Genomic DNA, 23,606 nt, shown 5'->3' with positions numbered 1-23,606 from the left:
AGAGAGCACGGGCAGCCCCTTCCACTGCGTCTGCGCCATCAGGCCTTCCACATAGGCCGTCTGTGCCTCGGCCACGATCTGGACCGAGGGATCGTCGGCAACCAGCGCGAAATAGCTGTTGATCGGGCTCGCGGTGGAGCCGACCGGCTCGCGCATATAGATCAGCGTCGCCTCGTGATCGGCCTTCACGGTTGCGAGCACCGATTGTTCGGTGGCGGCCTTCGATACGATCTTGCGGTCCGGCGTGCGCTCGAAGATCGGGCGCGGTTCGACCTTGAAGGCGGCAACCTTCCAGCGCCCGTCGCGCTTTTCCAGTTCGAGATCGATCAGTCCGAGATGCGACCCCCAGAAGCCGGGCTGGCAGGCCGGCTTGCCGTGCAGAGAGCCCAGCTTGTTGTCGACGCCCTCGATGCCGTCAAAGGCCTTGCCGCCGGGGAAGACCAGATGCTGGTGACCGGTCAGGATCACGTCGATGCCGTCGAGCTTGGCGAGATGCAGCGCCGCATTCTCCTCCATGCCCTTGCGAACGCCGCCTGCGATGCCGGAATGACAGAGTGCGACGACCAGATCGGGACCGGCCCTGAGCAGATCGGGCAGGTGCTTGCGGGCCGCATCGACGATGTCCGTCGCCACCAGCTTGCCGTCGAGATTGGCCTTGTCCCATTGCATGATCTGCGGCGGCACGAAGCCGATCACGCCGATCTTGAGCAACTGCTTCTGGCCGGCCTCGTCCTCGAAGCTCTGGTCGAGCATGATCCAGGGGTCGATCAGCGGTGCGCCTTCGGGGCGCGTGACATTGGCGCAGACCAGCGGGAATTCCGCCTTGGCGAGGCCGCTCTCGAGGAACGGCAGGCCGTAATTGAACTCGTGATTGCCGAGCGTGCCGCAGGCATAGGGCAGGGCGTTCATGGCAGCGAGCATCGGGTGCGTCTCGCCGGGCTTCAGCCCCTTCTTGTAGGCGATGAAGTCGCCGAGCGAAGAGCCCTGCAGGAAGTCGCCATTGTCGAACAGGATGCTGTTCCTGGCCTCCGCCTGCGCCAGCTTGATCAGGCTCGCCGTCTTGGCGAGGCCGACCGTGTCGTCGGCGGCGTCACGAAAATAATCGTAGGGCACGACATTGACATGGAGATCGGTGGTCGCCAGCACGCGCAGCTTGAGCTTCGCGGAGCTCTGCGCAGCGAGGCCGGAAGGCAGCGTCGCTGCGGCGGCCATGGCTGCTCCGGCCTTCAGGGTTTCACGGCGGCTGAATTCGGTTGCGCGTAACATCGGACCCAGCCTCTGGTGATCTGTTCTGAACGTCGCGAGGCTAGAGCATGCTGCGAAAGAGTAGCAACGGTTTTTCGCATAGACCATGCTCTAAACTATTAGAGTCGATGACGTTTCCTGCGTTTGGATGATTTCGTCCAAACGCAGCTTGGGCTAGCATCGTGCCGGGCGCATGCCACGCCAAAGATGAGGGGCGGCTCGCGGTTCTCCCGCCGCGCTTGCCTGGACGCGTCGGCCGATGGCAGGCTTTGCCAGGAGGGCGTCCGCATGATCCTGATCGGCCAGTATGATTCCCCCTTCGTACGGCGCGTCGGCATCGCATTGAGGCTGTACGAACTGCCCTTCGAGCATCGGCCCTGGTCGGTCTTCGGCGATGCCGAGAAGATCCGGCCCTACAACCCGCTGACGCGCGTGCCGACGCTCGTGCTGGATGACGGCCTCGTGCTGGTCGAAAGCCACGGCATCCTCGACTATCTCGACGGTCTCGTCGCCGCCGAACGCCGGCTGTTCCCGGTTACGGAACCGGCCCGGCACCGGGCGGTACGCACGGCCGGGCTGGCGATGGGCTTCGCCGAGAAGGCCGTCAGCCTGTTCTACGAGTTGAAGCTGCATCGGGAGGTGTCGCAGGTCTGGGCCGAGCGCTGCCACGCCCAGATCCTCGCGACGCTGTCCGTGCTGGAGACAGAGCGCAGCCAGCACAGTGCAAGCGGTGCGTTCGCCGGGCGTGTTGGGCACGCCGATATCGCACTCGCAGTGGCCTGGCGATTCCTGATGGAGGCCCATCCCGGGATCGCCTCGCCCGGTGACTACCCGACGCTTGCCGCCGAGGCCGCACGGTTGGAAGCGCTGCCGGTCTTTCAGGCGATCGCGCAGCCCTTCATTCCACCGGCCTGAGCGGCTGCAACATCAGACCGGTTATCGTGTCCAGTCTGATGCTGCAGCGCTTTGTCGTTGCATCGGCTTTTCCGAAAACCGGTATCCACTTTTCAGGCCGATGCCCTACGCAGCGCGGCTGACGCCTTCCATGCGTACCCGGCCATCGGACCCTTCCGTCCATGCCGCGATGCCGCCGTCGGGCAGGCGCCTGGCCTTCACCAGGAAGTCATCGCCTGCGATCAGCGGCGCGACGCCGCGGTAATCCAGCCTGATCGGTTCGCCGCCCGACAGCGTCGCGATGATGTTGAGCAGTAGCGTCGCCTGGATCGGCCCGTGCACGACGAGGCCCTCATAGCCTTCCTCACCCGTCACGTAGGGGTAGTCGTAATGGATGCGATGGCTGTTGAAGGTGATGGCGGAGTAGCGAAACAGGAAGACCGGTGAACTCGCGACCTGCCAGACCAGATCGGCTGGCCGTGGCTCCTCCGGTGCCGGCGCGGGGGAGGCCGGCGCGCCCGGCCTTGCGGCCTCGCGGTAGACGATGTTGTGGCGCTCGCGAAGCGCGACACCGCGCGGGGTGACGAGTTCGTGGTCGACGGCGACGAAGCAGAGCGGCCCCGTGCGACCCTGCTTGTAGGAGATGTCGCCGATCACCGAGCGGCGCGTGACCTCGTCGCCCGTGCGCAGCGGCGCGATGGTCTCGATCGTTCCGCCAGCCCACATCCGGCGCGGCAGCGGCACAGGCGGCAGGAATTCGCCCTTGGCGGCATGGCCGTCAATCCCGATCGCGCCCATCGGGGCGATCGGCGGAGCCAGGCACCAGTGCAGGGCAAGGGGCGCCTCACCCTCGGCATAGGGCGCCAGATGCGGCGCGAAGGTCGCCTCGAAGCTCCGCACCAGGCGCGGCGTGACCAGGTCGGCGGCTTCTTCGGTCCTGCCGGTCCAGCGCTTGAGGGCGTCAAGATCGATGCTCATCTCAGTAGGACCTCGGCATGCCCAACACATGTTCGGCGAGATAGGACAGGATCAGGTTCGTCGAGATCGGCGCGACCTGGTAGAGCCGTGTCTCCCTGAACTTGCGCTCGATGTCGTATTCCTCGGCAAAGCCGAAGCCGCCATGCGTCTGCACGCAGGCATTGGCCGCCTCGAACGACGCGTCGGCCGCCAGCATCTTCGCCATATTGGCTTCGGCCCCGCAATCCTTGCCCTGCTCGTAGAGCCGCACTGCCTCGCGCACCATCAGCTCGGCGGCGCGCATGTTGGCGTAGGCTTTCGCGATCGGGAACTGGACACCCTGGTTCTGGCCGATAGGCCGGCCGAAGACCTGCCGTTCCCTGGCATAGGCCGAGGCTTTCTCGATGAACCACTTCGCATCGCCGACGCATTCGGCGGCGATCAGGATGCGCTCGGCATTCATGCCGGACAGGATGTAGCGAAAGCCCTTGCCCTCCTCACCGATCAGGTTCTCGGCAGGCACGCGGRCATTGTCGAAGAACACCTCTGTGGTGGCATGGTTCATCATCGTCCGGATGGGCCGGATAGAGAGGCCGGCTTTCAGCGCCTCTTGCATGTCGAGGATGAAGACCGAGAGCCCCTCGGTGCGCTTGGCGACCTGCTCGCGTGGCGTCGTGCGGGCCAGAAGCAGCATCAGGTCGGACTGCGCGGCCCGGCTCGTCCAGATCTTCTGCCCGTTGACGACATATTGGTCGCCCTCGCGCCGGGCGAAGGTGCGCAGTGAGGTGGTGTCGGTGCCGCTCGTCGGCTCGGTGACGCCAAAGGCCTGTAGCCGCAAGGCGCCGGACGCGATCCTGGGGAGGTAGCTTTGCTTCTGCTCGGCCGAGCCATGCCGGAGCAGCGTGCCCATGATGTACATCTGGGCGTGGCAGGCGCCGCCATTGCATCCCTGTCGCTGGATTTCCTCCATGATCACGGTCGCGGCCGAAAGCGGCAGGCCGGCCCCGCCATATTCCTCCGGGATCAGCGCCGAGAGGAAACCGCTTTCGGTCAGCGCGCTGACGAAATCGGCGGGATAGGCCATCTCGCGGTCGAGCTTGCGCCAGTACTCCCCGGGGAAGTCGGCACAGAGTTTTGCGACGGCGTCGCGGATCTCGGCGTGATCGAGGTCTTGCATGGCTGCTTGTCTCAGGCTGAACGGGCGGCGGCTGTCGCGGCGAACTCGGCCCGCAAGCTGGCTTCATGCTCGCCGAGTTCCGGCACGCGCCGCATCTCCGCCCGTTTGCCATCGACGATGGCGGGAGGCGCCAGGACCTCGATCGGGCCCGCCGGTGTCTCGACCGTCAGCGTCGTTGCGGCCGGGTGGGTGATCAGGTCGCCGACGCTCGATACCGTGCCATAGGCGATCCCGGCTCGGTCGAGCGCGGCGGTGACAGCCGCAAAGGGCCTTGCGATCAGGATCGCCTGGATCGCGGCGTCGAGGGCGGCCCGTTCCCGGACGCGCAGCACATTGCTGGCGAAGCGCGGGTCGTCGGCCAGGGCCTCGTCGCGAAGCACCTCGCGCGCCAGGACCTGCCATTCGCGCTCGCTCTGCACGGCCAGAAGCACGTTGCCATCGGCGAGTTCAAAGACGCCATAGGGTGCGATCGAGGGATGGGCGAGGCCGAGGCGGGGCGGCTCGATCCCGCCATAGCGCCGGGTCAGATAGGGCACGTTCATCAGGTCGGCGATGGTGTCGAACAGCGAGAGCGCGATCTGCGAGCCTTCGCCTGTGCGGGCACGCCGGAGCAGGGCTTCGAGGATTGCGGCATAGGCGGCGTTTCCGGTGGCGATATCGGCGATGGAAACGCCGATCCGCGTCGGCCCGGAGCTTTCATTGCCGGTGATCGAGGACAAGCCAGCTTCCGCCTGGATCAGCAGGTCATAGGCCTTGCGCGTGTAATGCGGCGTGCCTGGCGCATAGCCCGAGACATCGCAGGTGATCAGGCGCGGATGGCGCTTGCGCAGCTCGGCGCTGCCGATGCCGAGGCGGCCGGTCGCGCCAGGCGCGAGATTCTGGATGAAGACATCGGCTTTCGCCAGCATCGCCTCGACCATGGCGAGGTCGTCGGGCTGCTTCAGGTCGACGCGACAGGATTCCTTGCCCCGGTTGATCCAGACGAAATAGGAGGACAGGCCATTGGCGTAGTCGTCATAGCCGCGCGAGAAGTCGCCCTCCGCCCGTTCGAGCTTGATGACGCGCGCGCCGGCATCGGCCAGCCGGCAGGTCGCTACCGGCACGGCGACGGCCTGTTCCAGCGCCACGACCAGGATTCCTTCGAGAGCATTCGTCATCACGTTGAGCCAGTTGGTCTTGTCCTGCGGGCGAAACGGACCTTTCGAGCCACGCAAGTCAAATAGAGTTTTGCGATGGCATCCATAGCGCGGCGAACCGAGCGCGTCCGGCGGACGGACTATAGAAAATCGCTATGGCCTTCATCGCTTTATTCTTCTTGTCGGCCTCTTTCGCCTATGCGCCCCTTTCGGCCCCGGGAGACGCGCCGCCGCAAGAGCGCGCCCCAGTGCAATGAGGGAGATGCACCATGGTGAGGATGAAATGGGCGGCGGCGCTTGCCGCTGCTGCGATGCTGGGCGCGCCGGCGCTGGCGCAGGACAAGCCGAAGGAGCTCGTGGTCGGCATCGCGACCTTCCTCTCCGGCCCGGCCTCCGTCTTCGGTGTGCCGGGCAAGAACGCGGCCGATCTCTTGATCGAGGAGCTCAACGCCAACGGCGGCGTTCTCGGCGTGCCGGTGAAGCCGGTCTATGTCGACGAGGGCGCCGGCACGAACCAGCTGCTCTCGGAATACCGCCGCGTCGTGCAGGAACAGGGCGCGCAGGTGATGTTCGGCGCGATTTCGAGTGGCAGTTGCAATGCGCTCGCTCCCGTTGCGGAGGACCTCAAGGTCGTCAACGTGATGTGGGATTGCGGCACGCAGACCATCTTCGAGGAGGGCAAGTGGAAGTACTCGGTGCGCACGCAGGCTCATGCCGGCGCCGAGATGATGTCGACCCTGCTCTACCTGATGAAGGTCAAGCCGGACTTCAAGACGATTGCGGTGGTCAACCAGGACTATGCCTGGGGGCGCGAATCCTGGGCCCTGTTCCAGGCCGGGCTGAAGGCGCTGAAGCCCGATGTGAAGGTCGCTGCCGAACTCTTCCCGAAATTCGGGGCTCCCGACTTCTCGACCGAGATCACGCGCCTCTCCGCCCTGCGGCCCGATGTCGTGCTCTCGACCTCCTGGGGCGGCGATCTCGACACCTTCGTCCAGCAGGCGGCGGCGCGCGGCCTGCTCAAGCAGTCGACCTTCGTGCTGCCGCTCGCGGAGAGCTCGCTGGAGCGCCTCGGCAATGTCCTGCCCGAGGGCGTGATCATCGGCGGGCGCRGCGACCATTACTGGCTGCACCCCAAGCACAAGAACTCGCCGGAGATGCTGTCCTTCGTGAAGAAGTACAAGGACAAGACCGGTGTCTACCCGATCTATCCGACCTTCCACATGGCGCAGGCCGTGATCGGGCTCGCCAAGGCCTATGAGAAGGCAGGCCAGGCCGCGGGCGCAAAATGGCCGAGCAAGGAGCAGGTGATCGCGGCCTTCGAAGGGCTCGAGTTCAAGAGCCTGACCGGGACGATCTCGATCCGTTCGGACCATCAGGGGCTCGAGGACCAGTTGCTCGGCACCACCAAGCGCGTGCCGGACTATCCCTTCGCCGTCTACGACAAGATGGCGCTCTATCCCGGCAAGCTGGTGACGACGCCGCTCGGCGAGAAGTCGCTGGAATGGTTCGCCAAGGTCAAGCCGGATCTGGTGAGGGATAAGTCGATCGAGACCTTCGACTACGCGAAATGAGGTGGATGGCGGGCTGTCCCGGTTCAAGCCGGATCAGCCCGTTCACCCCTTCCAAACTGCTGCCGTCACTCCGGGCGGGCCGGAACCATCGTCGATCACTGACCCCGCGATGGATGCCGGCCTTGGCGCTTCGCCGCAGCCGGGATGACGCTTCAACCCTGTGGCGCAAGGACGAAAAGCCAGTTCATGCCTCCTGAAATGCTCCTTCTCGCGGCGCTCGACGGCCTCGCCTATGGCTCGCTGATCTTCCTGGTCGCGGTCGGGCTGTCGCTGATCTTCGGCGTGCTCGGCGTGCTCAACGTGGCACATGGCAGCTTCTACGCGATCGGCGCCTATGTCGCGGCCGCCGGCGTGCTGGCGATGACAGGCAGGGGCTTGCCGGTCTGGCTGGCCTTTCCCTTCTTCATCGTCGCAGCCGTGCTGGTTGGCGTCGTCGTCGGCGGGCTGGTCGAGACCCTGCTGCTGCGGCGGATCTACGGCAAGGAGGAGGTGCTGCAGCTCCTCGTCACCTTCGCCGTCTTCATGATCCTCGAGGATGCGCAGAAGGTCGTCTTCGGGGTGCAGCCCTATTTCGCCAATGCGCCGATGAACTGGCTCGGCACCATTGAGGTCTTTGGCATCTTCTACACCCAGTACCAGCTCATCCTGATCCCGGTCGTGGCGCTTCTCGTGCTGGTGGGCTTGCGCCTCTTCCTGCGCCGCACCGCCTTCGGCCGTGCCATCGTGGCCGTGACGCAGGATCGCGAAGCGGCAACCGCGATGGGGATCGACGCGACGCGGGTCTACCTGATCACCTTCATCATCGGGGCCTCGCTTGCCGCGCTTGGCGGCGCGCTCTCCTCGGCCACGACCTCGCTCACCCCCGGCATCGGCTCGGGCATGATCGTGCTCTCCTTCGCGGTCGCGGCCACCGCCGGGCTCGGCCGCATCGAGGGCGCGGCGGTCGCGGCCCTGCTGATCGGGCTCGGCCGCTCGGTCGCCGTCTATTTCGCGCCAGAATTCGACGTGCTGATCCCCTATCTGATCATGGTCGCGGTGCTGCTGATCAAGCCCGAGGGCCTGTTCACCACCGTACAGACGAGGAAGGTGTGATGGCCCGCCAGCTCATCATCGGCGCGGGCCTGCTCGCTGCGCTCATCATCTTCCCGCTGCTCTCGCCCTGGTCGACGGTCATCCTGACCGTCGCGCTGTGCGAGGGGTTGGCGGCGCTCGGCATCCTCGTGCTGCTGCGGGCCGGGCAGGTCTCCTTCGGCCATGGGCTCTATTTCGCCTTCAGCGCCTATGTCGTGGCCTTCATGGCGGCGGCCCGCTTCGRCCATGAGGTGCTGATCCTCGTGCCGGTCGCAACCGCGGCCTCCGGGCTGCTTGCGGCCCTGGTCGGGCTCTTCGTCGTGCGCTACCGGGCGATCTTCTTCGGCATGCTGAACCTTGCCATCTCGATGGTGTTCTTCTCGCTGCTGGAGAAGCTGTTCTCGATCACGGGCGGTGCCGACGGCAAGCGCGTCCCGCGCCCCACGCTCGCCGGCATCAGCCTCGAGCGCGCCGAGTTCGAGCTCTGGATCTTCTACATCACGCTGGGCCTGGCGGTTCTCGCAGCGCTCGGCGTCGCGCGCTATCTCCTTTCGCCCGGCGGCAAGGCGTTGGAGGCGATCAAGTCGAACGAGACGCGGCTCGAATATCTCGGCGTCTCCAGCCGCAAGGTGCTCTTCGGCGCCTATGTGCTGTCGGGCCTGCTGGCCGGCCTCGGCGGGGCGGTCATCGCGCTCGTCTCCGGCCATGTCACGCCGGAACTGGCCTATTGGGTCCGTTCGGGCGAGTTCGTCTTCATCGCCATCCTGGGCGGGGTAGGCGGCGTCGTCGGCCCCTTCCTCGGGGCGTTGATGTTCCAGATCATCCGGGGCTATGCGGCGGTCTACGCGCCCGAGACCTGGCATGCGGTGCTCGGCGTGATGCTTCTCGTCATCATCTTCTTCGCGCCGAACGGGCTCTATGGCCTGATGACGGGCCGCAAGCCGGCGGGGACGGGCCAATGAGCGCACTCATCCTCGAAGCCCGGGACCTCGAGCTGCGCTTCGGCGGCGTGCAGGCCGCGAATGGCGCGAGCCTCAAGGTCCACGCCAATGAACGCATCGCGATCATCGGACCCAACGGCGCCGGCAAGACCACCTTCATCAATCTCTGCACCGGCTATCTCAAGCCGCAGGCGGGGTGGGTGTTCTTCGCGGGAAGCGACATCACGGCGCTCTCGCCGCGCGCCATCACCCGGCTCGGCGTCGGTCGTTCCTTCCAGATCCCGCAGCTCTTCCTCGAGAACACGGTGATCGAGAACCTCTTGCTGGCGCTCAGCGCCCGGGAGGGGACATGGTCGCCCTTCCTCAGGCTCGACCGTCATCCGAAGACCGAGGAGATGTGGGCGCTGCTCGACATCGTCGGGTTGAAGGAGGCCGGCCGCCGCATCGTGCGCGAGCTGCCGGAGGGCATGCGCAAGCTCATCGACATCGCGGTCGCGCTCGCGCTCGAACCGAAGCTGATCTTCATGGACGAGCCGACCAGCGGCGTCTCCAGCCACGAGAAGTTCCAGGTGATGGATACGCTCACCCGCGCGCTCGATGCCCGCGCCACCACCGCCATCTTCGTCGAGCACGACATGGATGTGGTCGCGCGCTACGCCAGCCGCGTCGCCGTCTGGGCCGGCGGGCGCATTGCCCATGAGGGCACGCCCGACGAGATCCTGAACCATCCCGAGGTCCGCGAGACCGTCATCGGCGTGGGAGTCTGATCATGCTGGAGATCAAGGGCCTGACTGCCGAGATCGAGGGCGTGCAGGTGCTGCGCAAGGTCGATCTGTCCCTGGCCGAGGGCGCGACGGTGGCGCTGATCGGCCGCAATGGCGCGGGCAAGACCAGCCTGCTGCGTGCCATCATGGGCTTCTTGAAGGTGACTGCCGGGGAGATCTCCTTCGACGGCAGGCCGTTGCTGCAGGTCAAGCCGCATGAGCGCCCGCGCCTTGGCATCGGCTACGCCCCGGAAGACCGCCGCCTGTTCTCGACATTCACCATCCAGGAGAATATCCGCCTGCCGGCCGAGGTGATGAGGGTGCGCGAGGCCGAGATCGCCAGGCGCCTGGAAGGCGTCTACCAGGTGCTGCCGGAACTCGCCGATCTGCGCCACCGGCCGGCCGCCGGCCTCTCCGRCGGGCAGGGCAAGATGGCTGCGCTGGCGCGCGCACTGATGGTCGGCACGCGCATCATTCTGCTGGATGAGCCGTTCCAGGGGCTCGCCCCCGTGCTCGCCAATCGTTATGCGGCTGCCTTGCGCGCCCTGCGCGACAGCCATCCCGACATCGCCTTGCTCATCACCGAATCCAATCCCAGCCTGCTCCGGACCTTCGCCGAGCGCAGCTATGCGATCGAGCGCGGCGAGGTGACCGAGATTGCCGGCGGTCTGGCGGCGAGTTCGCTGGAAGCCGCAGGCCTGCATTGACTTCGGAAGGACACCCTATGACGCAGCATTTCATCAATGGCCGCCATGTCGACGGCCGGACCGGCGAAACCATGGCGGTCCTTGCGCCCGCGACCGGCGAGGAATTCACCCGCATCGCCTGCGGCACGGCCGAGGATATCGACGATGCGGTGAAGGCGGCTCAAGCCGCCTATGAGGGCGCCTGGGGCAAGCTGACGGCCGCAGAGCGGGGCCGGCTGATTGCGAAGCTTGCGCTCAAGGTGCAGGAACATTTCGACGAACTGGCCAGGATCGAGGCGCAGGATACCGGCAAGCCGATGGCGCAGGCCAGGGCCGATATCGAGGCGACGGCGCGCTATTTCGAATTCTATGGCGGCGCGGCGGACAAGGTGCATGGCCATGTCATCCCCTTCATGAACGGCTACAGCGTCAGCGTCGTGCACGAGCCGCACGGCGTCACCGGCCATATCCTGCCCTGGAACTATCCGGCGCAGATGTTCGGCCGCTCGCTGACGGCGTCGCTCGCCATGGGCAATGCGGTGGTGCTCAAACCCGCGGAGGAGGCCTGCCAGACGGCGCTCAGGCTGGCCGTCCTGGCTTCCGAAGTCGGCTTTCCCGATGGCGCGATCAATATCGTCACCGGGCGCGGCCATGAGGCGGGCGCTGCGCTCTCGGCCCATCCCGGCATCGGCTTCATGTCGTTCACCGGCTCGCCCGAGGTCGGCAAGATGGTGCAGAAGGCCTGCGCCGAGAACCTGATCGGCTGCACGCTGGAACTCGGCGGCAAATCCCCGCAGATCGTCTTCGACGATGCCGATTTCGACGCGGCGGTTCCGATCGTCTGCAAGGCCATCGTGCAGAATACCGGGCAGACCTGCTCCGCCGGCAGCCGCGTGCTGGTCCAGAAAAACGTCTATGACGCCTTCGTCGGCGCCGTCGCCAGGCAGTTCTCCACGCTGCGGGCCGGAACGCCGGAGATGGATCTCGATTGCGGGCCGGTGATCAACGCCAGGCAGCAGGGCCGGGTGCAGAGCTTCATTGACCAGGCCCGCGAGCAGGGCATCCCGGTCCTCGCCGAAGGGCAGATCGCGCAGGGCGTGCCGAATGGCGGCTTCTACGTCACGCCGACCCTGTTCGGCCCGGTGCCCCGGGGCAACCGGCTGGAGCAGGAGGAGGTCTTCGGGCCGGTGCTCTCGGCGTTCCCGTTCGAGGACGAGAGCGACGCCATCCGGCTTGCCAATTCGACCGCCTATGGACTCGTGGCCGGCATCTGGACCGGCAATGGCGGGCGTCAGCAGCGCGTGGCGAAGGGCGTCCGCGCCGGCCAGGTCTTCATCAATGGCTATGGCGCCGGCGGCGGCATCGAGCTGCCCTTCGGCGGCACCGGCAAGAGCGGTCATGGCCGCGAGAAGGGCTTCATGGCGCTGGAAGAGTTCGCGGTGACCAAGACGATCGTCCACAAGCACGGCTGACTCTTTCACGGTGAAGCGCCGGAACCTCGCCGAAAACCCTCTCCGATAGTTATCGGGAGGGAATTGCGCCCCACCTTCTCCCCTTGCGGGAGGAGGTGGCCCGAAGGGCCGGATGAGGGGGCGCGGTGCCCTTGCCGGTTATCGCCCCGCAAGCCTCAAACCTTCCAACGTCGCGCGACCCCTCACCCCAACCCTCTCCCGCAAGGGGAGAGGGGGCAGATCGCGCCGAATCCCGCCTCGGTCGCTGCCATCTATCTTGCGATGGTGGCGGCATCGAGCATGCGCTACGGCCTGTTCGGCATCGCCTTCGCCTGGGGCTCGCCAACCACGCGGGCCGCTCTACGATCATGCCGGGTTCGCGGCGCTGGCAGTGGTCGCTGCCGCCTTGATGCTCGCGGCCACGCTTGCGGCTGCGCTGGCGCGGCGCGCGCCGACGCCCTCCAAGGCATGAGCCTCGAGGCGGATGCCTACATCAGGATCACATGGCGGATCGTGCGGCCTTCGGCCAGCGCGTCAAAACCCTCGTTGATCTCGTCGAGCCCGCTCGTGCTGGTCAGCAGCTTGTCGACCGGCAGCTTGCCGCGCAGGTAGAGGTCGATGAAGCGCGGGATGTCGCGGCCGGGGATGCAGCTCCCGACATAGGAGCCCTTCAGGGTCCGCTCCTCGCCGACCAGCTTGACCGGAGCGAGCGCGAGCGTGTGCGCCGGGTTGGCAAGGCCGGCCGTGGTCGTCGTGCCGCCGCGCCTGGTGATCTGATAGGCGAGCTCGAGTGCCTTGACCGAGCCTGCCATCTCCAGACCGTGGTCGACGCCGCCTTTGGTCGCCGCGCGGATCGCCTCGACGACGCCGGGATCGCCGGCATTGAAGGTGTCGGTAGCGCCCAACTCGCGGGCGATCCGGAGCTTGTCCTCGGAGAGATCGACCGCGATCACGCGGGCGGCGCCGCAGGCGACAGCGCCGAGCAGCGCGCTCAGCCCGACGCCGCCGAGGCCGACGACGGCGACGCTCTCGCCGGCGCGGACCTTTGCCGTGTTCACCGCGGCGCCAACCCCGGTCAGCACCGCGCAACCGAACAGCGCCGCGATCTCGTGCGGGATATCGGCCTCGATCTTCACCAGCGAGTAGCGCGAGATCACCGCATGCTCGGCAAAGGCCGAGACGCCGACATGGTGGTTCACCGCCCGGCCATGGGCCCCATCGGCACCGGACGGGGCCGGTTGCCGTCGATCACCGAGAGGTCGGAATGGCAGAGCCCGGTGGCCCGCACGCGGACCAGGACCTCGCCCGGGCCGGGCGGCGCAAGCTCGACCTCTTCGATCGCAAGCGGCCTGGAACGCGCATAGGGCGCGGCGACTGGGCTGGCATTCAGGACGGCGGCGCGGATCTTCACGGGCGTTTCCTTGGGCAGGCTGAGTTCTATGGCCGGCCGAAGGTCGGGCGCGATGCGAGCCCTGTCAAAGAGGAAATCGCGATCAGCCGTATAAGGCCGGGCGATCACCGTCCTCACCGAGCGTCGCCGTCCAGGTTTCGTCGGCCACCAGCCCGCGCAGGATCTCCCAGGAAAGCTGGCCGATGGCGCGCGCCGCAGCCGGCATCGGGCGCTCGGTCGAGTAGGCGAGATAGACCTTACGATGGAGTGCGGGCCGGTCGATCCGCCAGGTCTGGAAGATGCCGGCCCTGGCCTGCGCGCTGACGGCCATGCGGGGCAGGATGCCGTAGCCCAGCCCACGCTCCGCCAGCCGCTTGATCTGCGAGTAGGATTCGATCTCGATCGCCGGGTTGATGGCGGCGTGGACGCCAAGCGCGGCCTCGTCGAYCTGGTCGCGCAACCCGTGCCCCTGGCCCGGCAGGATCAGATCGAGTTTGGCCGCCTCGGTCAGGCTGACGGTGCCCCCGGCCGGCGCCGCGACAGCATTCAGCGAAGGCGCTCCGAACAGGCAGAGCTCCTCGGTCAGGACATGGTGGATGCCGAGGCCCTTGGGGTCGGAGGTCGAGTAGATCACCGCGAGGTCGACCTCGCCGCGGCGGAGCCAGTCGAGCACGAAGCCGCTCATCGCCTCGGCGATACGGATGCGCACCGCGGGGTAGCGGTCCCGCGCCGCCTCGATCAGCGGCACGCTGAACTGTTCGCTGACGGTGCCTGGCAGGCCGATGCGGACCTCGCCGCCGGGCGCGGCCGATACGCCGCGCACGGAGTCGCGCAGTTCGGCGAATTCGGCGAGGATGGAGCGGGCCCGCGCGAGCAGGCGCTCGCCTGCTTCGGTCGGGATGACGCCGCGCGTGCCGCGATGCAGGAGCGGCACGCCGAGCTCATCCTCCATATGGCGCAGATGCTGGCTGAGCGCCGGCTGGGCGACGCGCAGCTTGGTTGCAGCCTTCGAGAACGAGCCCTGTTCGACGATCGCGGTGAAATAGCGGAGCTGGCGCAGATCCATCGCGGCTTCATCTCTCCCGGCGGCCCATGAATGATCGCCGCATGGTGGTAGCGTCCGCGGCGTGCGAAGGCCAGAGACCCCCGGCACGGCGATGCAACGGCTGAACGGCAACGCGCTGCGGGGCGCAGCGAAACGACGTGAAATCAGCGTCGTGTCGCGCGCTCCCTGAAACACTCTTGCCGGGGGGCGCCCAAGCTTTCGGTTATGCGCGCCAGAGCGAAGGCTTATTGGCCGTCACGCAACGGCACGTGCATCCTCGCAGGTGGCGTGAGGACGGGAGGCCCTCTTCAAGGAGCGCCTCATCCGAAACGCCCAGCAGCAGCAACCGGCGCAAGACGCCGGATGGTCACGTTCAGGAGGAATGCCATGTCCAGGGATCTGATCTTGCCGAGCCGTGCCAGCCGTCGCGGCTTCCTCAGCGGCGCTGTCGCGCTTGCGGCGGGGGCGACCATGCCGATCGGCGCCATGTCCTTCGCCAAGGCGCCGCTCTCCAACAATCAGGCGCCCTATTTCTACCGCTTCATGCTCGGCCCTTCCGAGGTGACGGTCATCTCCGACGGGCCGCTGCCGCTCGGGGACCCCGGCACGAATTTCGTCGGCGTCGCCAAGGACGAGGTCTACAGGATGCTGGAGACGAACTTCCTGCCGAAGGACAATGTCGTCCTCGAGCAGAACGTTCCGGTGGTGAATTTTGGCGATCGGCTGGTGATGTTCGACACCGGCATGGGCTTTTCGAAGGCCTTCGGCCCGACGACCGGGCGCCTGCAGAAGAGCCTGCAGGAGGCCGGCATCAAGCCCGGGGATATCGACGCCATCGTCTGCAGCCATGCCCATATCGACCATATCGGCGGCATCTGCACGGCGGACGGCAAGGCCAATTTCCCCAATGCGCAGATCTATATCAGCCAGATCGATTTCGATTTCTGGACGGATGAAAGCAAGCTCGGCTCGCCTCTCAAGGCCTTCGTCGAACACGCGCGCGCCAATCTTCTGCCGGTGCGCGACCGCATCGTCTTCTTCCGGGATGGTCAGGAATTCCTGCCGGGCATCCAGGCGATCGCGGCGCCGGGCCACACCGCCGGCCATCACATCTTCATGGTGTCCTCGGGCGGAAAGACCTTCGCATTCCTTGGCGATCTGACCCACCACGCGGTGCTGCTGCTCGAGAAGCCGCTGATGGAATTCGCCTATGACAGCGACCCCAAACAGGCCGCACAGTCGCGCGTGAAGCTGCTCGGCATGCTGGCGGCCAACAAGACACCCGTAATGTCCTATCACTTTGCCTGGCCGGGTTTCGGTAATCTGGCCAAGGCGGGCGATGGCTACCGTTATTTTGCCGCACCTATGGACATGCTGCGTGGGTGAGTGAGCTGCGCTGCGGTGCTCCTCCCCCTGCGGCGCMTCACCGGGGCCGGGGTCTGCACGAATGCTTCGGCCTTCGCGCAGGCTCCGGCCTTCCCTTGCCGGGCCTTTCAGTCTCGCAGGGGGCGGGGCACCGTCACCGGGCGTGCCTCGCGGGCCTGGGCGGCAAGGCGCATCGGTGCATTGACCGCGCCAAAACCGGAATAGCCGCCGCGACGCTCGACGATCTCGAAGAAGAAGCGCTGGGCGAAGACGTGACTGTAGACCTGCAGGAACTCGGCCTCGCCGTCGCGGTCGTAGAGGATGTKGTGCTCGCGCAGCCGGTCGATGACGTCGGGCTCCAGTCCGTGCCGGGCCTCCAGGTCGTCGTAATAGTTCGCGGGGATGTCGAGGAAGGACAGCCCTGCCGCGCGCATCGCCGTGACGGCGGCAAAGATGTCGGGTGCGCTGAAGGCGATATGTTGCACGCCAGAGCCGAAATGCTCGGAGACGAAGCGCGAGGAGAGCGTCCGTGTCGCCTGCGAACCGTTGAGCACGAAGCGGACGGCACCGTCTCTGCTGATGATCGGCCGGCTCGCGACCAGTCCGGCGGGATCCGCGACATCGGTTTGCTGGATGCGCTCCAGTTCGAAGAGCGAGGTATAGAACAGCAGCCAGGACAGCATCTCCTCGTAGTCCATCGACTGCGAGATATGGTCGACGCTGTCCAGGAGGGCAGGTGAGGGCGCGCGCTCATCTACCGTTGCGATGAACTCCTTCTCCCAGACATGGCCGAGCTCGCCCTTGGGCTCGGTGAAGTAGATCAGCGCGCCGCCGACTCCACGGATCGCCGGAATATGCATCTCGCCCGGCGCGATCGGCTGCTCGAAGGCTGCGATTTTGAGCTGCTTCGCCCGCGCCATGGCCTGCGCCACATCCGCCACCCGCAGGCCGATCGCACAGACGCCGGGCCCGTGCATGATCGCATGCGACTGGGCAAAGCCGTCCTTCTCGGTGTTGAGCACGAGATTGATGCCGCCCTGGCTCCAGCGCGTTACCGCTTTGCTGACATGGTGCCCGGTCTGCCGGAAGCCGAGCGCGGTGAAGAGTTCCGCCAGGCTGTGGGCCGTCTCCTCGTCGAGCGCGAACTCGATGAACTCGACGGCAAGGCAGGGCGCGCGCGGTGGCAGCTCCGGCGCGACCTGGTCGGCGAGCTGGATCAGCGAGCGCACGCCGTCGGTCGCGAGCCGCCGGGCCGAGCCGGCGCGAAACTGGTCGTTGAAGACCTCGAGTGAGAGCGGCCCGGAATAGCCCGTCGCCTCGACGGCCCTGACGAAATTCGCCACCGGCAGATCGCCCTGTCCGGGGAAGCAGCGGAAATGCCGGCTCCAGCTCAGCACATCCATGTCCAGCGCGGGCGCATCGGCGAGCTGGACGAGGAAGATGCGGTCTCCGGGGATCGTCGTGATCGGCCCCAGGGGCGAGCGCCGCGCAAGCGTGTGGAACGAGTCGAGGATCAGGCCGATGCGCGGATGGTCGGCCCGGCGCACGATCTCCCAGGCGTCGCGGTAGTCGTTGATATGCCGGCCCCAGGCCAGCGCCTCGAACCCGACCTTGACGCCATGTTTCTCCGCCAGGGCTCCGAGCTCTCGCAGATCGGCCGCTGCACGGTCGATGCCGGCCTCGGCCGGCGGCGAGACATTGGAGCAGATCAGCATCAGCTCGGCGCCRAGCTCGTTCATGATCGCGAATTTGCGCTCGGCCCGGGCGAAGGCGCGGGCGCGCTGCGGCTCCGGCATGCCCTCGAAATCGCGGAAGGGCTGGAAGGCGGCGATGCCCAGGCCGAGATCGGCGATCATCCGGCCGACATCGCGCGGGCTGCCGTCGAAGGTCAGGAAGTCATTCTCGAAGACCTCAACCGCATCGAACCCGGCGCCGGCGATGGCTTGCAGCTTCTCGGCAAGATCGCCGCTGAGCGAGACGGTGGCGATCGAGGTCGGTTTCATGCTGCACCTGTCCCGGACAAGACCCGCAGCGGAGCGGGCTTGACGGTTGCCCCGGTTCGGGCTGCCTCTGCAACGGCCTCGACGACCGCCAGCGTGCGGGCGGCATCGGCTGCGCCGGTCAGCGGCGCTTCGCTGCCGCGGATGACGGCGCAGAAGTGCCTGAGTTGTTCGGCCAGCGGTTCGACAGGCTCGACGCCACGGCTCTCGTGCTGGAGCGGCTCCCACCAGCCGGCCTTGTCCCCGTAGTGCCAGAAATCGAGCTTCGGCAAGGCCAGCGAGCCTTCGCTGCCGGCGATCAGGTAACAATGGCCCTCGCGCTGCGGATAGGCCTTGTTCTCGCCCGAACTGAGCTCCCAGCTCCAGGGCGAGGGCGTTACGTCCGAGACGGTCGCGGTCCCGAGTGCACCATTGCTGAAGCGGAAGATCAGGGCGGCGCTGTCCTCGACGGCAAAGCCGCGTGTCGCGTTGGAGGTGATGGCCTGCACGCTGTCGATCTCGCCGCAGATGAAGCGGAGATTGTCGATATCGTGGATCAGGTTGATCAGCACTGGCCCGCCGCCCGGCTCGCGCCGCCAGGCGACGTCGAAATAGTCGTCCGGCTTCTTGATCAGGAACAGCGCATTGACGGCGACCAGTCGGCCGATGCCGCCTTCGCCGACGATCCTTCGCGCCGCCTTGACGATCGGGTTGTGGCGGCGGTGATGGCCGGCAAGCACGGCGACGCCCGTGCGCGCCTGGGCATCGACGAGCTGTTGCGCCGCAGCGACGCTCTCGGCGAGCGGCTTCTCGACCAGCACCGGCACGCCGGCCTCGAGGCAGTCGATCGCGCCCGGGACATGCAGCGCATTGGGCGTCGCGATGATGGCGCCGTCCGGCTTCATCGCTGCCAGCATCTCCTGCTGCGACGGGAACCAGCGCAGATTCCGCTCGGCCGCGATGGCCTTTGCCGCCTCGGTCGGGTCGCAGATGGCGGCCAGTGAGCAATCCGGCGAGGCCTCGATGCGCAGGAGATGGGCGCGGCCGATCAGGCCGGCGCCGACGAGCGCGATCTGGAGAGGTTTGCTCATGCGGCCTCCGTCATTGCGCCGCCGAGGAAAAGCTGGCCGACGCGCGGATCGGCGAGGATATCGGCAGCCGGTCCCTGCATCCTGGTCTGGCCCAGCTCCAGCACAAGCCCCTCATCGGAGATCTCCAGCGCCGAGCGGGCATTCTGCTMGACCATCAGGATGGTGACGCCGCGCGTGCGCAGATTCTGCAGAATGCCGAAAGTCTCCTGCACCATCATCGGCGACAGCCCGATCGAGGGCTCGTCGATCAGCACGAGCTTGGGGTCGAGCAGCAATCCGCGCACGATCTCGAGCTGTTTCTGCTCGCCGCCCGAGAGGGTGGACGCCTGCTGGTCGGCCTTGCGGCGCAGCGCCGGAAAGCGATCGAGCGCGGCTTCCAGCCGCTTCGGCATATCGGTGATGCGCGAGCCCGCCGCGACTGCGCCGAGCTCGATATTATGGCGCACGGAGAGCTCGGGGAAGATGTTGCGCCCCTGCGGCACATAGCAGATGCCGGCCTCCAGGAGCTTGCGCTGGTTCCAGTGGGTGATTTCGGTGCCGTCCAGCCGGATATGGCCCTCGCGGACCTTGAGCAGGCCGAAGATCGCCTTGAAGACGGTCGACTTGCCGGCGCCGTTGGGGCCGATCACCGTGGTGATGGCGGCGCGCCGGACCTTGAAGCTCGTGCCGTTCAGGATGGTCATGGCGCCATAGCCGCCGACCACGCCGTCGAGTTCGAGGATATGGGCGTCCATTCCAGTCGCTCCTCAATGGCCGAGATAGGCTTCGATGACCTGTGGATTGGCCCTGACTTCGGCAGGCGTTCCCTCGGCCAGGACCTTGCCTTCCGCCAGCACGAGCACGCGGGTGCAGAGCGACATGACGAAGTCCATGTTGTGCTCGATCACCACGAAGGTCGCGCCCTGCTCGGCATTGATGGCGCGCAGGCGCTCCTTGAGGTCGCCGAGCATGGTCAGGTTGACGCCGCCCGCCGGCTCATCGAGCAGCACGAGGCGGGGCCCCGCCATGAAGGCCATCGCGGCATCGAGCAGCTTCTGCTGGCCATAGGAGAGCCCGCCCGCCTTGGCGTCGACGAGATGGCCGAGTTTGAAGAAACCGATCATCCGGTCGGCCTTCTCCGTCAGCCCGGCATCGCGCCGCCCGAAGAAGCGCGTGAGCATCGTGCCCTCATGTTCCTGGCCGGCGAGGATCAGGTTCTCGCGCACCGAGAGCTCGGGGAAGACCTGGAGCAGTTGGAATGTGCGGCTGACGCCGAGGCGGTTGAGGTCGGAGGGGCGCATGCCGGTGACCTCCTTGCCGTCGAGTTTCACCGTGCCCTCGGTCGGGTCGAGCTGGCCCAGGATGCAGTTGAACAGGGTMGAYTTGCCGCAGCCATTCGGCCCGATGATGCCGAGGATCTCGCCCTCCTTGACGGAGAAGGAGACACCGTTCACCGCCTTGATGCCGCCGAAGGCCTTGTGGATGTTCGAGACTTCGAGGACCGGGCTCATGAGCGGCCTCCGGTGTTGGCGGCCACGCTCTTGCCGATCTTGCCCTTGCCGGTGAGCTTCGCCCAGCCGCGTTCGAGCAGGCCGCTCACGCCCTGCGGGCAGGCGATCAGCAGCAGCATGACGATGGTCGCGAAGATGATCAGGTAGAGCGACCCGACGACGCGCAGCCATTCCGGCAGCACCACGCCGAGCAGCGCGCCGATGAACGGGCCGAGCAGGTAGCCGGCGCCGCCCGCGACCACCATCAGCAGCAAGAAGAAGCTCTGCGACAGCGAGAAGGGCGAGGGGTCGATGAATTCGACCAGCGGAGCGTAGAGCGCGCCGGCAAAGCCGGCATAGGCCGAGCCGATGGCGAAGGCGAGCAGCGTGTACATGCGCGTGTCGATGCCGAGGCTGGCGGCCCGGATCGGGTTCTCGCGCAGCGCCGTGAAGGCGCGGCCCCAGGGCGAGCGGATCATCCACCATAGCGCGATCGCCAGGATCAGGGTGACGATGACGACGAAACGGTGGAAGGCGAGCGCGCCGTCGAGCTTGAGCCCGAAAAAGCTGGGGCGCGGGATGTTCGAGAGCCCGAAGACGCCGCCGGTCAGCCATTGCTCGTTGCGCAGGATCAGCCAGATCAGCGTGGAGAAGGCGAGCGTGACGAAGGCGAGGTAATGCGCCTTGACCCGCAGCGCCGGGAAACCGAGCACTAGCCCGACCGCGAAGGTCAGCAGGCCCGAGATCGCAAAGGAGGCGTACCAGTTCAGCCCGGCCTTGGTGGTCAGCAGCGCCGTCGCATAGGCGCCGAGCCCCATGAAGGCGGCCTGTGCCAAAGACTTCAGGCCGGCATAGCCGAGCGTCAGGTTGAGGCCCATCACGGCAATGCTCATCACCAGCCAGAGCGAGAGCACATAGGTACCATAGCGGCCCATGCCGGCCGGGGCGAACCAGAGGATGACGGCGCCGAGCATCAGCGTGATCAGGGTGCCGTCGGCGAAGGCGGCAAGGGACGGCACTCTTGAAAGGCGGCCGCGCTGCTGCGGCAGGCTTGCCTCGGTCGCGGGCGCGGTCATACGCGGCGCTCCTCTTTGCGGCCCATCAGGCCTTCCGGCTTGAGCAGGATGATGACGACGAGAAGAACGAGCGGCACGGCCAGGCGATAGGAGGATGAGATATAGGCCGCCGCCATGCTGTCGACGATGCCGACCACGAGTCCGCCGACCAGCGCGCCGCGCACCTGGTTGAAGCCTCCGACGATGGCGGCGATGAAGGCGAACAGGCCGATGACCTCGCCGTTCGAGAATTTTGCCAGATAGATCGGTGAGATCAGCACCGAGGCGACGACGGCGAGCGCGGCGTTGATCACGAAGGTCAGCAGGACCATGCGCTCGACCGGGATGCCGAGAATGCGCGCGACGGTCGGGTTCTGGGCCGTGGCCTGCATCTGTCGGCCAAGCCGCGTGCCGCCGACGAACCATTGCAGCAGGCCGATCACCGCGAATGCAACGACGATGATGGCGACATGCTGCAGCGAGATCGAGGCGCCGAAGACCGAGATCGTCTGGGTCGGCACGAACGAGGGGAAGTTCTGTGCCTCCGCCGAGAAGCCGTCCTTGGCGCCTTCCTTCATGATGATCGAGAGCGCCATCGTGGCGATGGCAAGCGGCAGGACGCCGTGCCGGATCATCGGATCGACCACCGCGACCTTGAACCCGACGCCGAAGATCAGGATGAAGGCGGCGATGCCGATCAGTGCGCCCAACCAGATCGGCGCGCCGAACAGCTTGATGGCGAGCAGGACCAGCACCGCCGGCAGCATGACGAACTCGCCCTGGGCGAAATTGATCGTCTGAGAGGTCTGCCAGACCAGCGTGAAGCCGATCGCGGCCAGCGCGTAGATCGCGCCGGTGGCGATGCCGGCGATGAGATAGGCGATGAATTCAGCCATGGCGCGTCCTTGTCCTGTTGGCGCTGCCTGTGTTCCGACCTGCCGTCGTCCCCCCGGCGCTGGCGGCCGCAGGCCGCATGGAGCCGCAAGCCAGTTCCGGCGCGTTGCGTCCGCTTCTGGATCCCGGGCGTCCGTGCGGTCGCCCGGGATGACGTGACGAGGTGTCGTCGTCGTGAGGCTGGGTCTTACGGCTTGATCTTGGGCAGGGTCGCGTTGATCACCTGCTTGCCGTTGATCACCTCGGCGAGGAAGCTCTCGCGGTCGAGGTCGCCATTGCTCTCGATGGTGGTTTCCATCAGGATTCCCGGCTCGTCCGAAGGCTTGATCGTCGCGCCGCGCAGCGTATCGGCGAGGCCCTTCTTGTCGAACTTGTTCTGCTTCTCGGTCGCCCACTTGATCATGTAGACGGCCATGTAGCCCTTCAGGCCGTTATGGTCGGAGGCATAGTTGTACTTGGCCTGGTACTTCTTGCCGAATTCCTGGAAGGCCGGGATCGGCGCGTCGATCGAGAGGCCGACATGGCCCTTGACGCCGTTGGCAGCGTCGCCCGCGAGCTCGATGACCTTGGCGCCGAGCAGCGTCGTCTCGCCGACCATTGGCTTGCTGATGCCCTGCTGCTTGGCGGCGCGCAGGAAGCGGGCGCTCTCTTCCTCGTTGAGATAGACGAAGATGGCGTCGGCATTCGAGTTCTTGATCTTGATGGCGTCGGCGGCGAAATCGGCCTGGCCCTGTTCGGTCGCGACATCGGCCGCCACCTTGATGCCGGCCTTCTCGAGTTCGGGCAGGATGGCGTCGCGCCCGCCCTTGCCGAAGTCGTTATTGACCCAGACGACGGCGACCGAACCCGCCTTGACCGTGTTCTTCAGATAGTTCGCGATCTTCGGCATCGCCGCCGCCTGGCTGAGCGAGGTGCGGAACAGGTACTGGTTGCCCTGCTTGGTCAGCCCTTGGCATTGATGTCGGCGACGGCGAGATCGATGCCGTTCTTCCAGTTGGTGCCGGCGGTCGCGCCCGCACCCGAGAGCTCGACGACGTCGACGAGCTTGACCTTGTCCTGCGCCAGCGCCGGCGTCGCGAGCCCTGCGCCGAGGGCCGCGGCGATGATCCATTTGAATGTCATGATGTTTCCTCCAGTTGTCCGGTTTCTTGTCTCCGCCCGGTCTCGCCGGGGCGTCGCTCAGGCAGCGCGATCGATCGTCGCGCGCGCCGCCATGACCCTGTCGAAGGCCTCGGCCTTCGCGTTATCCGAAGGCTCTGCGCCGATGATCTCGATCAGGTGGCACCGCGCTTCGAAACGGGCGGCCCGTGCGGCCGCCGCGTGCATCGCCAGTGACACAGAATGCGCGATCGGCGAGCCGAGCAGCACACGCGTGGTCCTGTTGGCGACGGCGATTGCCGGCATGTCCGATCCCTCTTGGCTCGC

General features: G+C 66.5%; 20 protein-coding genes and 2 pseudogenes. 8 read left to right on the top strand and 14 right to left on the bottom strand.

All coding sequences use genetic code 11. From position 1 onward, the window contains the following. A partial coding sequence (locus tag AC1DRP_RS10725; RefSeq protein ID WP_476768462.1) for a bifunctional 2',3'-cyclic-nucleotide 2'-phosphodiesterase/3'-nucleotidase occupies positions 1-1,266 on the bottom strand: 1,266 nt, incomplete at its 3' end. Between the two features lie 267 nt (positions 1,267-1,533). On the opposite strand from AC1DRP_RS10725, the gene AC1DRP_RS10720 reads away from it, so the two are divergent. Beyond that, a complete protein-coding gene (locus AC1DRP_RS10720) occupies positions 1,534-2,160 on the top strand; it encodes a glutathione S-transferase family protein (protein WP_441504807.1) in 627 nt (208 codons plus the stop codon). 105 nt (positions 2,161-2,265) lie between these two features. On the opposite strand, the gene AC1DRP_RS10715 is transcribed toward AC1DRP_RS10720, so the two are convergent. The 3 genes from AC1DRP_RS10715 to AC1DRP_RS10705 are packed head-to-tail and all read right to left on the bottom strand — an operon-like array spanning position 2,266 to position 5,430. Next, positions 2,266-3,117 (bottom strand): HTD2 family dehydratase, encoded by an 852-nt coding sequence (locus AC1DRP_RS10715; RefSeq protein WP_441504806.1) that lies wholly within the window; start codon positions 3,115-3,117, stop codon positions 2,266-2,268. 1 nt (position 3,118) lies between these two features. Next, complete coding sequence (locus tag AC1DRP_RS10710) at positions 3,119-4,273, bottom strand: acyl-CoA dehydrogenase family protein (RefSeq protein ID WP_476768461.1); 1,155 nt, start codon at positions 4,271-4,273, stop codon at positions 3,119-3,121. 11 nt (positions 4,274-4,284) lie between these two features. Then, positions 4,285-5,430, bottom strand: a complete 1,146-nt coding sequence (locus AC1DRP_RS10705) for a CaiB/BaiF CoA transferase family protein (RefSeq protein ID WP_441504804.1) — start codon at positions 5,428-5,430, stop codon at positions 4,285-4,287. A 248-nt stretch (positions 5,431-5,678) separates the two neighbouring features. On the opposite strand from AC1DRP_RS10705, the gene AC1DRP_RS10700 reads away from it, so the two are divergent. The 6 genes from AC1DRP_RS10700 to AC1DRP_RS10675 all read left to right on the top strand — a co-directional run bounded on the left by AC1DRP_RS10700 (position 5,679) and on the right by AC1DRP_RS10675 (position 11,914). After that, positions 5,679-6,980 (top strand): ABC transporter substrate-binding protein, encoded by a 1,302-nt coding sequence (locus AC1DRP_RS10700; protein ID WP_476768460.1) that lies wholly within the window; start codon positions 5,679-5,681, stop codon positions 6,978-6,980. A 186-nt stretch (positions 6,981-7,166) separates the two neighbouring features. After that, a complete protein-coding gene (locus AC1DRP_RS10695) occupies positions 7,167-8,072 on the top strand; it encodes a branched-chain amino acid ABC transporter permease (protein ID WP_441504802.1) in 906 nt (301 codons plus the stop codon). Further along, positions 8,072-9,013: a branched-chain amino acid ABC transporter permease gene (locus tag AC1DRP_RS10690; RefSeq protein ID WP_476768459.1), complete on the top strand. Its 942-nt coding sequence runs from the start codon at positions 8,072-8,074 to the stop codon at positions 9,011-9,013. The genes AC1DRP_RS10695 and AC1DRP_RS10690 overlap by 1 nt, the downstream gene beginning before the upstream one ends. Next, positions 9,010-9,759: an ABC transporter ATP-binding protein gene (locus AC1DRP_RS10685; RefSeq protein WP_441488765.1), complete on the top strand. Its 750-nt coding sequence runs from the start codon at positions 9,010-9,012 to the stop codon at positions 9,757-9,759. Before AC1DRP_RS10690 ends, AC1DRP_RS10685 begins: the two co-directional genes overlap by 4 nt. 2 nt (positions 9,760-9,761) lie before the next feature. After that, positions 9,762-10,463: an ABC transporter ATP-binding protein gene (locus AC1DRP_RS10680; RefSeq protein WP_476768458.1), complete on the top strand. Its 702-nt coding sequence runs from the start codon at positions 9,762-9,764 to the stop codon at positions 10,461-10,463. A gap of 17 nt (positions 10,464-10,480) precedes the next feature. Continuing rightward, positions 10,481-11,914: an aldehyde dehydrogenase family protein gene (locus AC1DRP_RS10675; RefSeq protein ID WP_476768457.1), complete on the top strand. Its 1,434-nt coding sequence runs from the start codon at positions 10,481-10,483 to the stop codon at positions 11,912-11,914. Between the two features lie 467 nt (positions 11,915-12,381). Here the strand turns inward: AC1DRP_RS10675 and AC1DRP_RS10670 are convergent. Together AC1DRP_RS10670 and AC1DRP_RS10665 are read right to left on the bottom strand one after the other, a co-directional pair. Next, positions 12,382-13,304 (bottom strand): annotated as a pseudogene (locus AC1DRP_RS10670) (zinc-binding dehydrogenase). Positions 13,305-13,386: 82 nt separating this feature from the next. After that, a complete protein-coding gene (locus AC1DRP_RS10665; protein WP_476768456.1) occupies positions 13,387-14,349 on the bottom strand; it encodes a LysR family transcriptional regulator in 963 nt (320 codons plus the stop codon). 366 nt (positions 14,350-14,715) lie between these two features. On the opposite strand from AC1DRP_RS10665, the gene AC1DRP_RS10660 reads away from it, so the two are divergent. Then, positions 14,716-15,714, top strand: a complete 999-nt coding sequence (locus AC1DRP_RS10660) for an MBL fold metallo-hydrolase (protein ID WP_441504796.1) — start codon at positions 14,716-14,718, stop codon at positions 15,712-15,714. A gap of 107 nt (positions 15,715-15,821) precedes the next feature. On the opposite strand, the gene AC1DRP_RS10655 is transcribed toward AC1DRP_RS10660, so the two are convergent. From AC1DRP_RS10655 to AC1DRP_RS10620, 8 genes and pseudogenes are all read right to left on the bottom strand, one after another. Next, positions 15,822-17,696, bottom strand: a complete 1,875-nt coding sequence (locus AC1DRP_RS10655; protein ID WP_476768455.1) for a bifunctional sugar phosphate isomerase/epimerase/4-hydroxyphenylpyruvate dioxygenase family protein — start codon at positions 17,694-17,696, stop codon at positions 15,822-15,824. Beyond that, the gene (locus AC1DRP_RS10650) at positions 17,693-18,763 is read right to left on the bottom strand and encodes a Gfo/Idh/MocA family protein (RefSeq protein ID WP_441504794.1); all 1,071 of its coding nucleotides are present in this window, start codon (positions 18,761-18,763) and stop codon (positions 17,693-17,695) included. Before AC1DRP_RS10650 ends, AC1DRP_RS10655 begins: the two co-directional genes overlap by 4 nt. Further along, on the bottom strand, positions 18,760-19,497 hold the full coding sequence (locus AC1DRP_RS10645; protein ID WP_476768454.1) for an ABC transporter ATP-binding protein: 738 nt from the start codon (positions 19,495-19,497) through the stop codon (positions 18,760-18,762). Before AC1DRP_RS10645 ends, AC1DRP_RS10650 begins: the two co-directional genes overlap by 4 nt. A gap of 12 nt (positions 19,498-19,509) precedes the next feature. Further along, entirely contained in the window at positions 19,510-20,253 is a 744-nt protein-coding gene (locus AC1DRP_RS10640; protein ID WP_441488756.1) for an ABC transporter ATP-binding protein, read from the bottom strand. Beyond that, entirely contained in the window at positions 20,250-21,308 is a 1,059-nt protein-coding gene (locus AC1DRP_RS10635) for a branched-chain amino acid ABC transporter permease (protein WP_441504792.1), read from the bottom strand. Before AC1DRP_RS10635 ends, AC1DRP_RS10640 begins: the two co-directional genes overlap by 4 nt. Next, entirely contained in the window at positions 21,305-22,183 is an 879-nt protein-coding gene (locus tag AC1DRP_RS10630; protein ID WP_441488754.1) for a branched-chain amino acid ABC transporter permease, read from the bottom strand. The genes AC1DRP_RS10635 and AC1DRP_RS10630 overlap by 4 nt, the downstream gene beginning before the upstream one ends. Positions 22,184-22,368: 185 nt before the next feature. Then, positions 22,369-23,303, bottom strand: a pseudogene (locus AC1DRP_RS10625) (ABC transporter substrate-binding protein). A 57-nt stretch (positions 23,304-23,360) separates the two neighbouring features. Beyond that, positions 23,361-23,585, bottom strand: a complete 225-nt coding sequence (locus tag AC1DRP_RS10620) for a hypothetical protein (RefSeq protein ID WP_441504791.1) — start codon at positions 23,583-23,585, stop codon at positions 23,361-23,363. Positions 23,586-23,606: the final 21 nt, after the last annotated feature.

Source organism: Allobosea sp. 01N443, from assembly GCF_056399325.1.
This window is presented reverse-complemented; position numbering and strand designations above follow the sequence as displayed.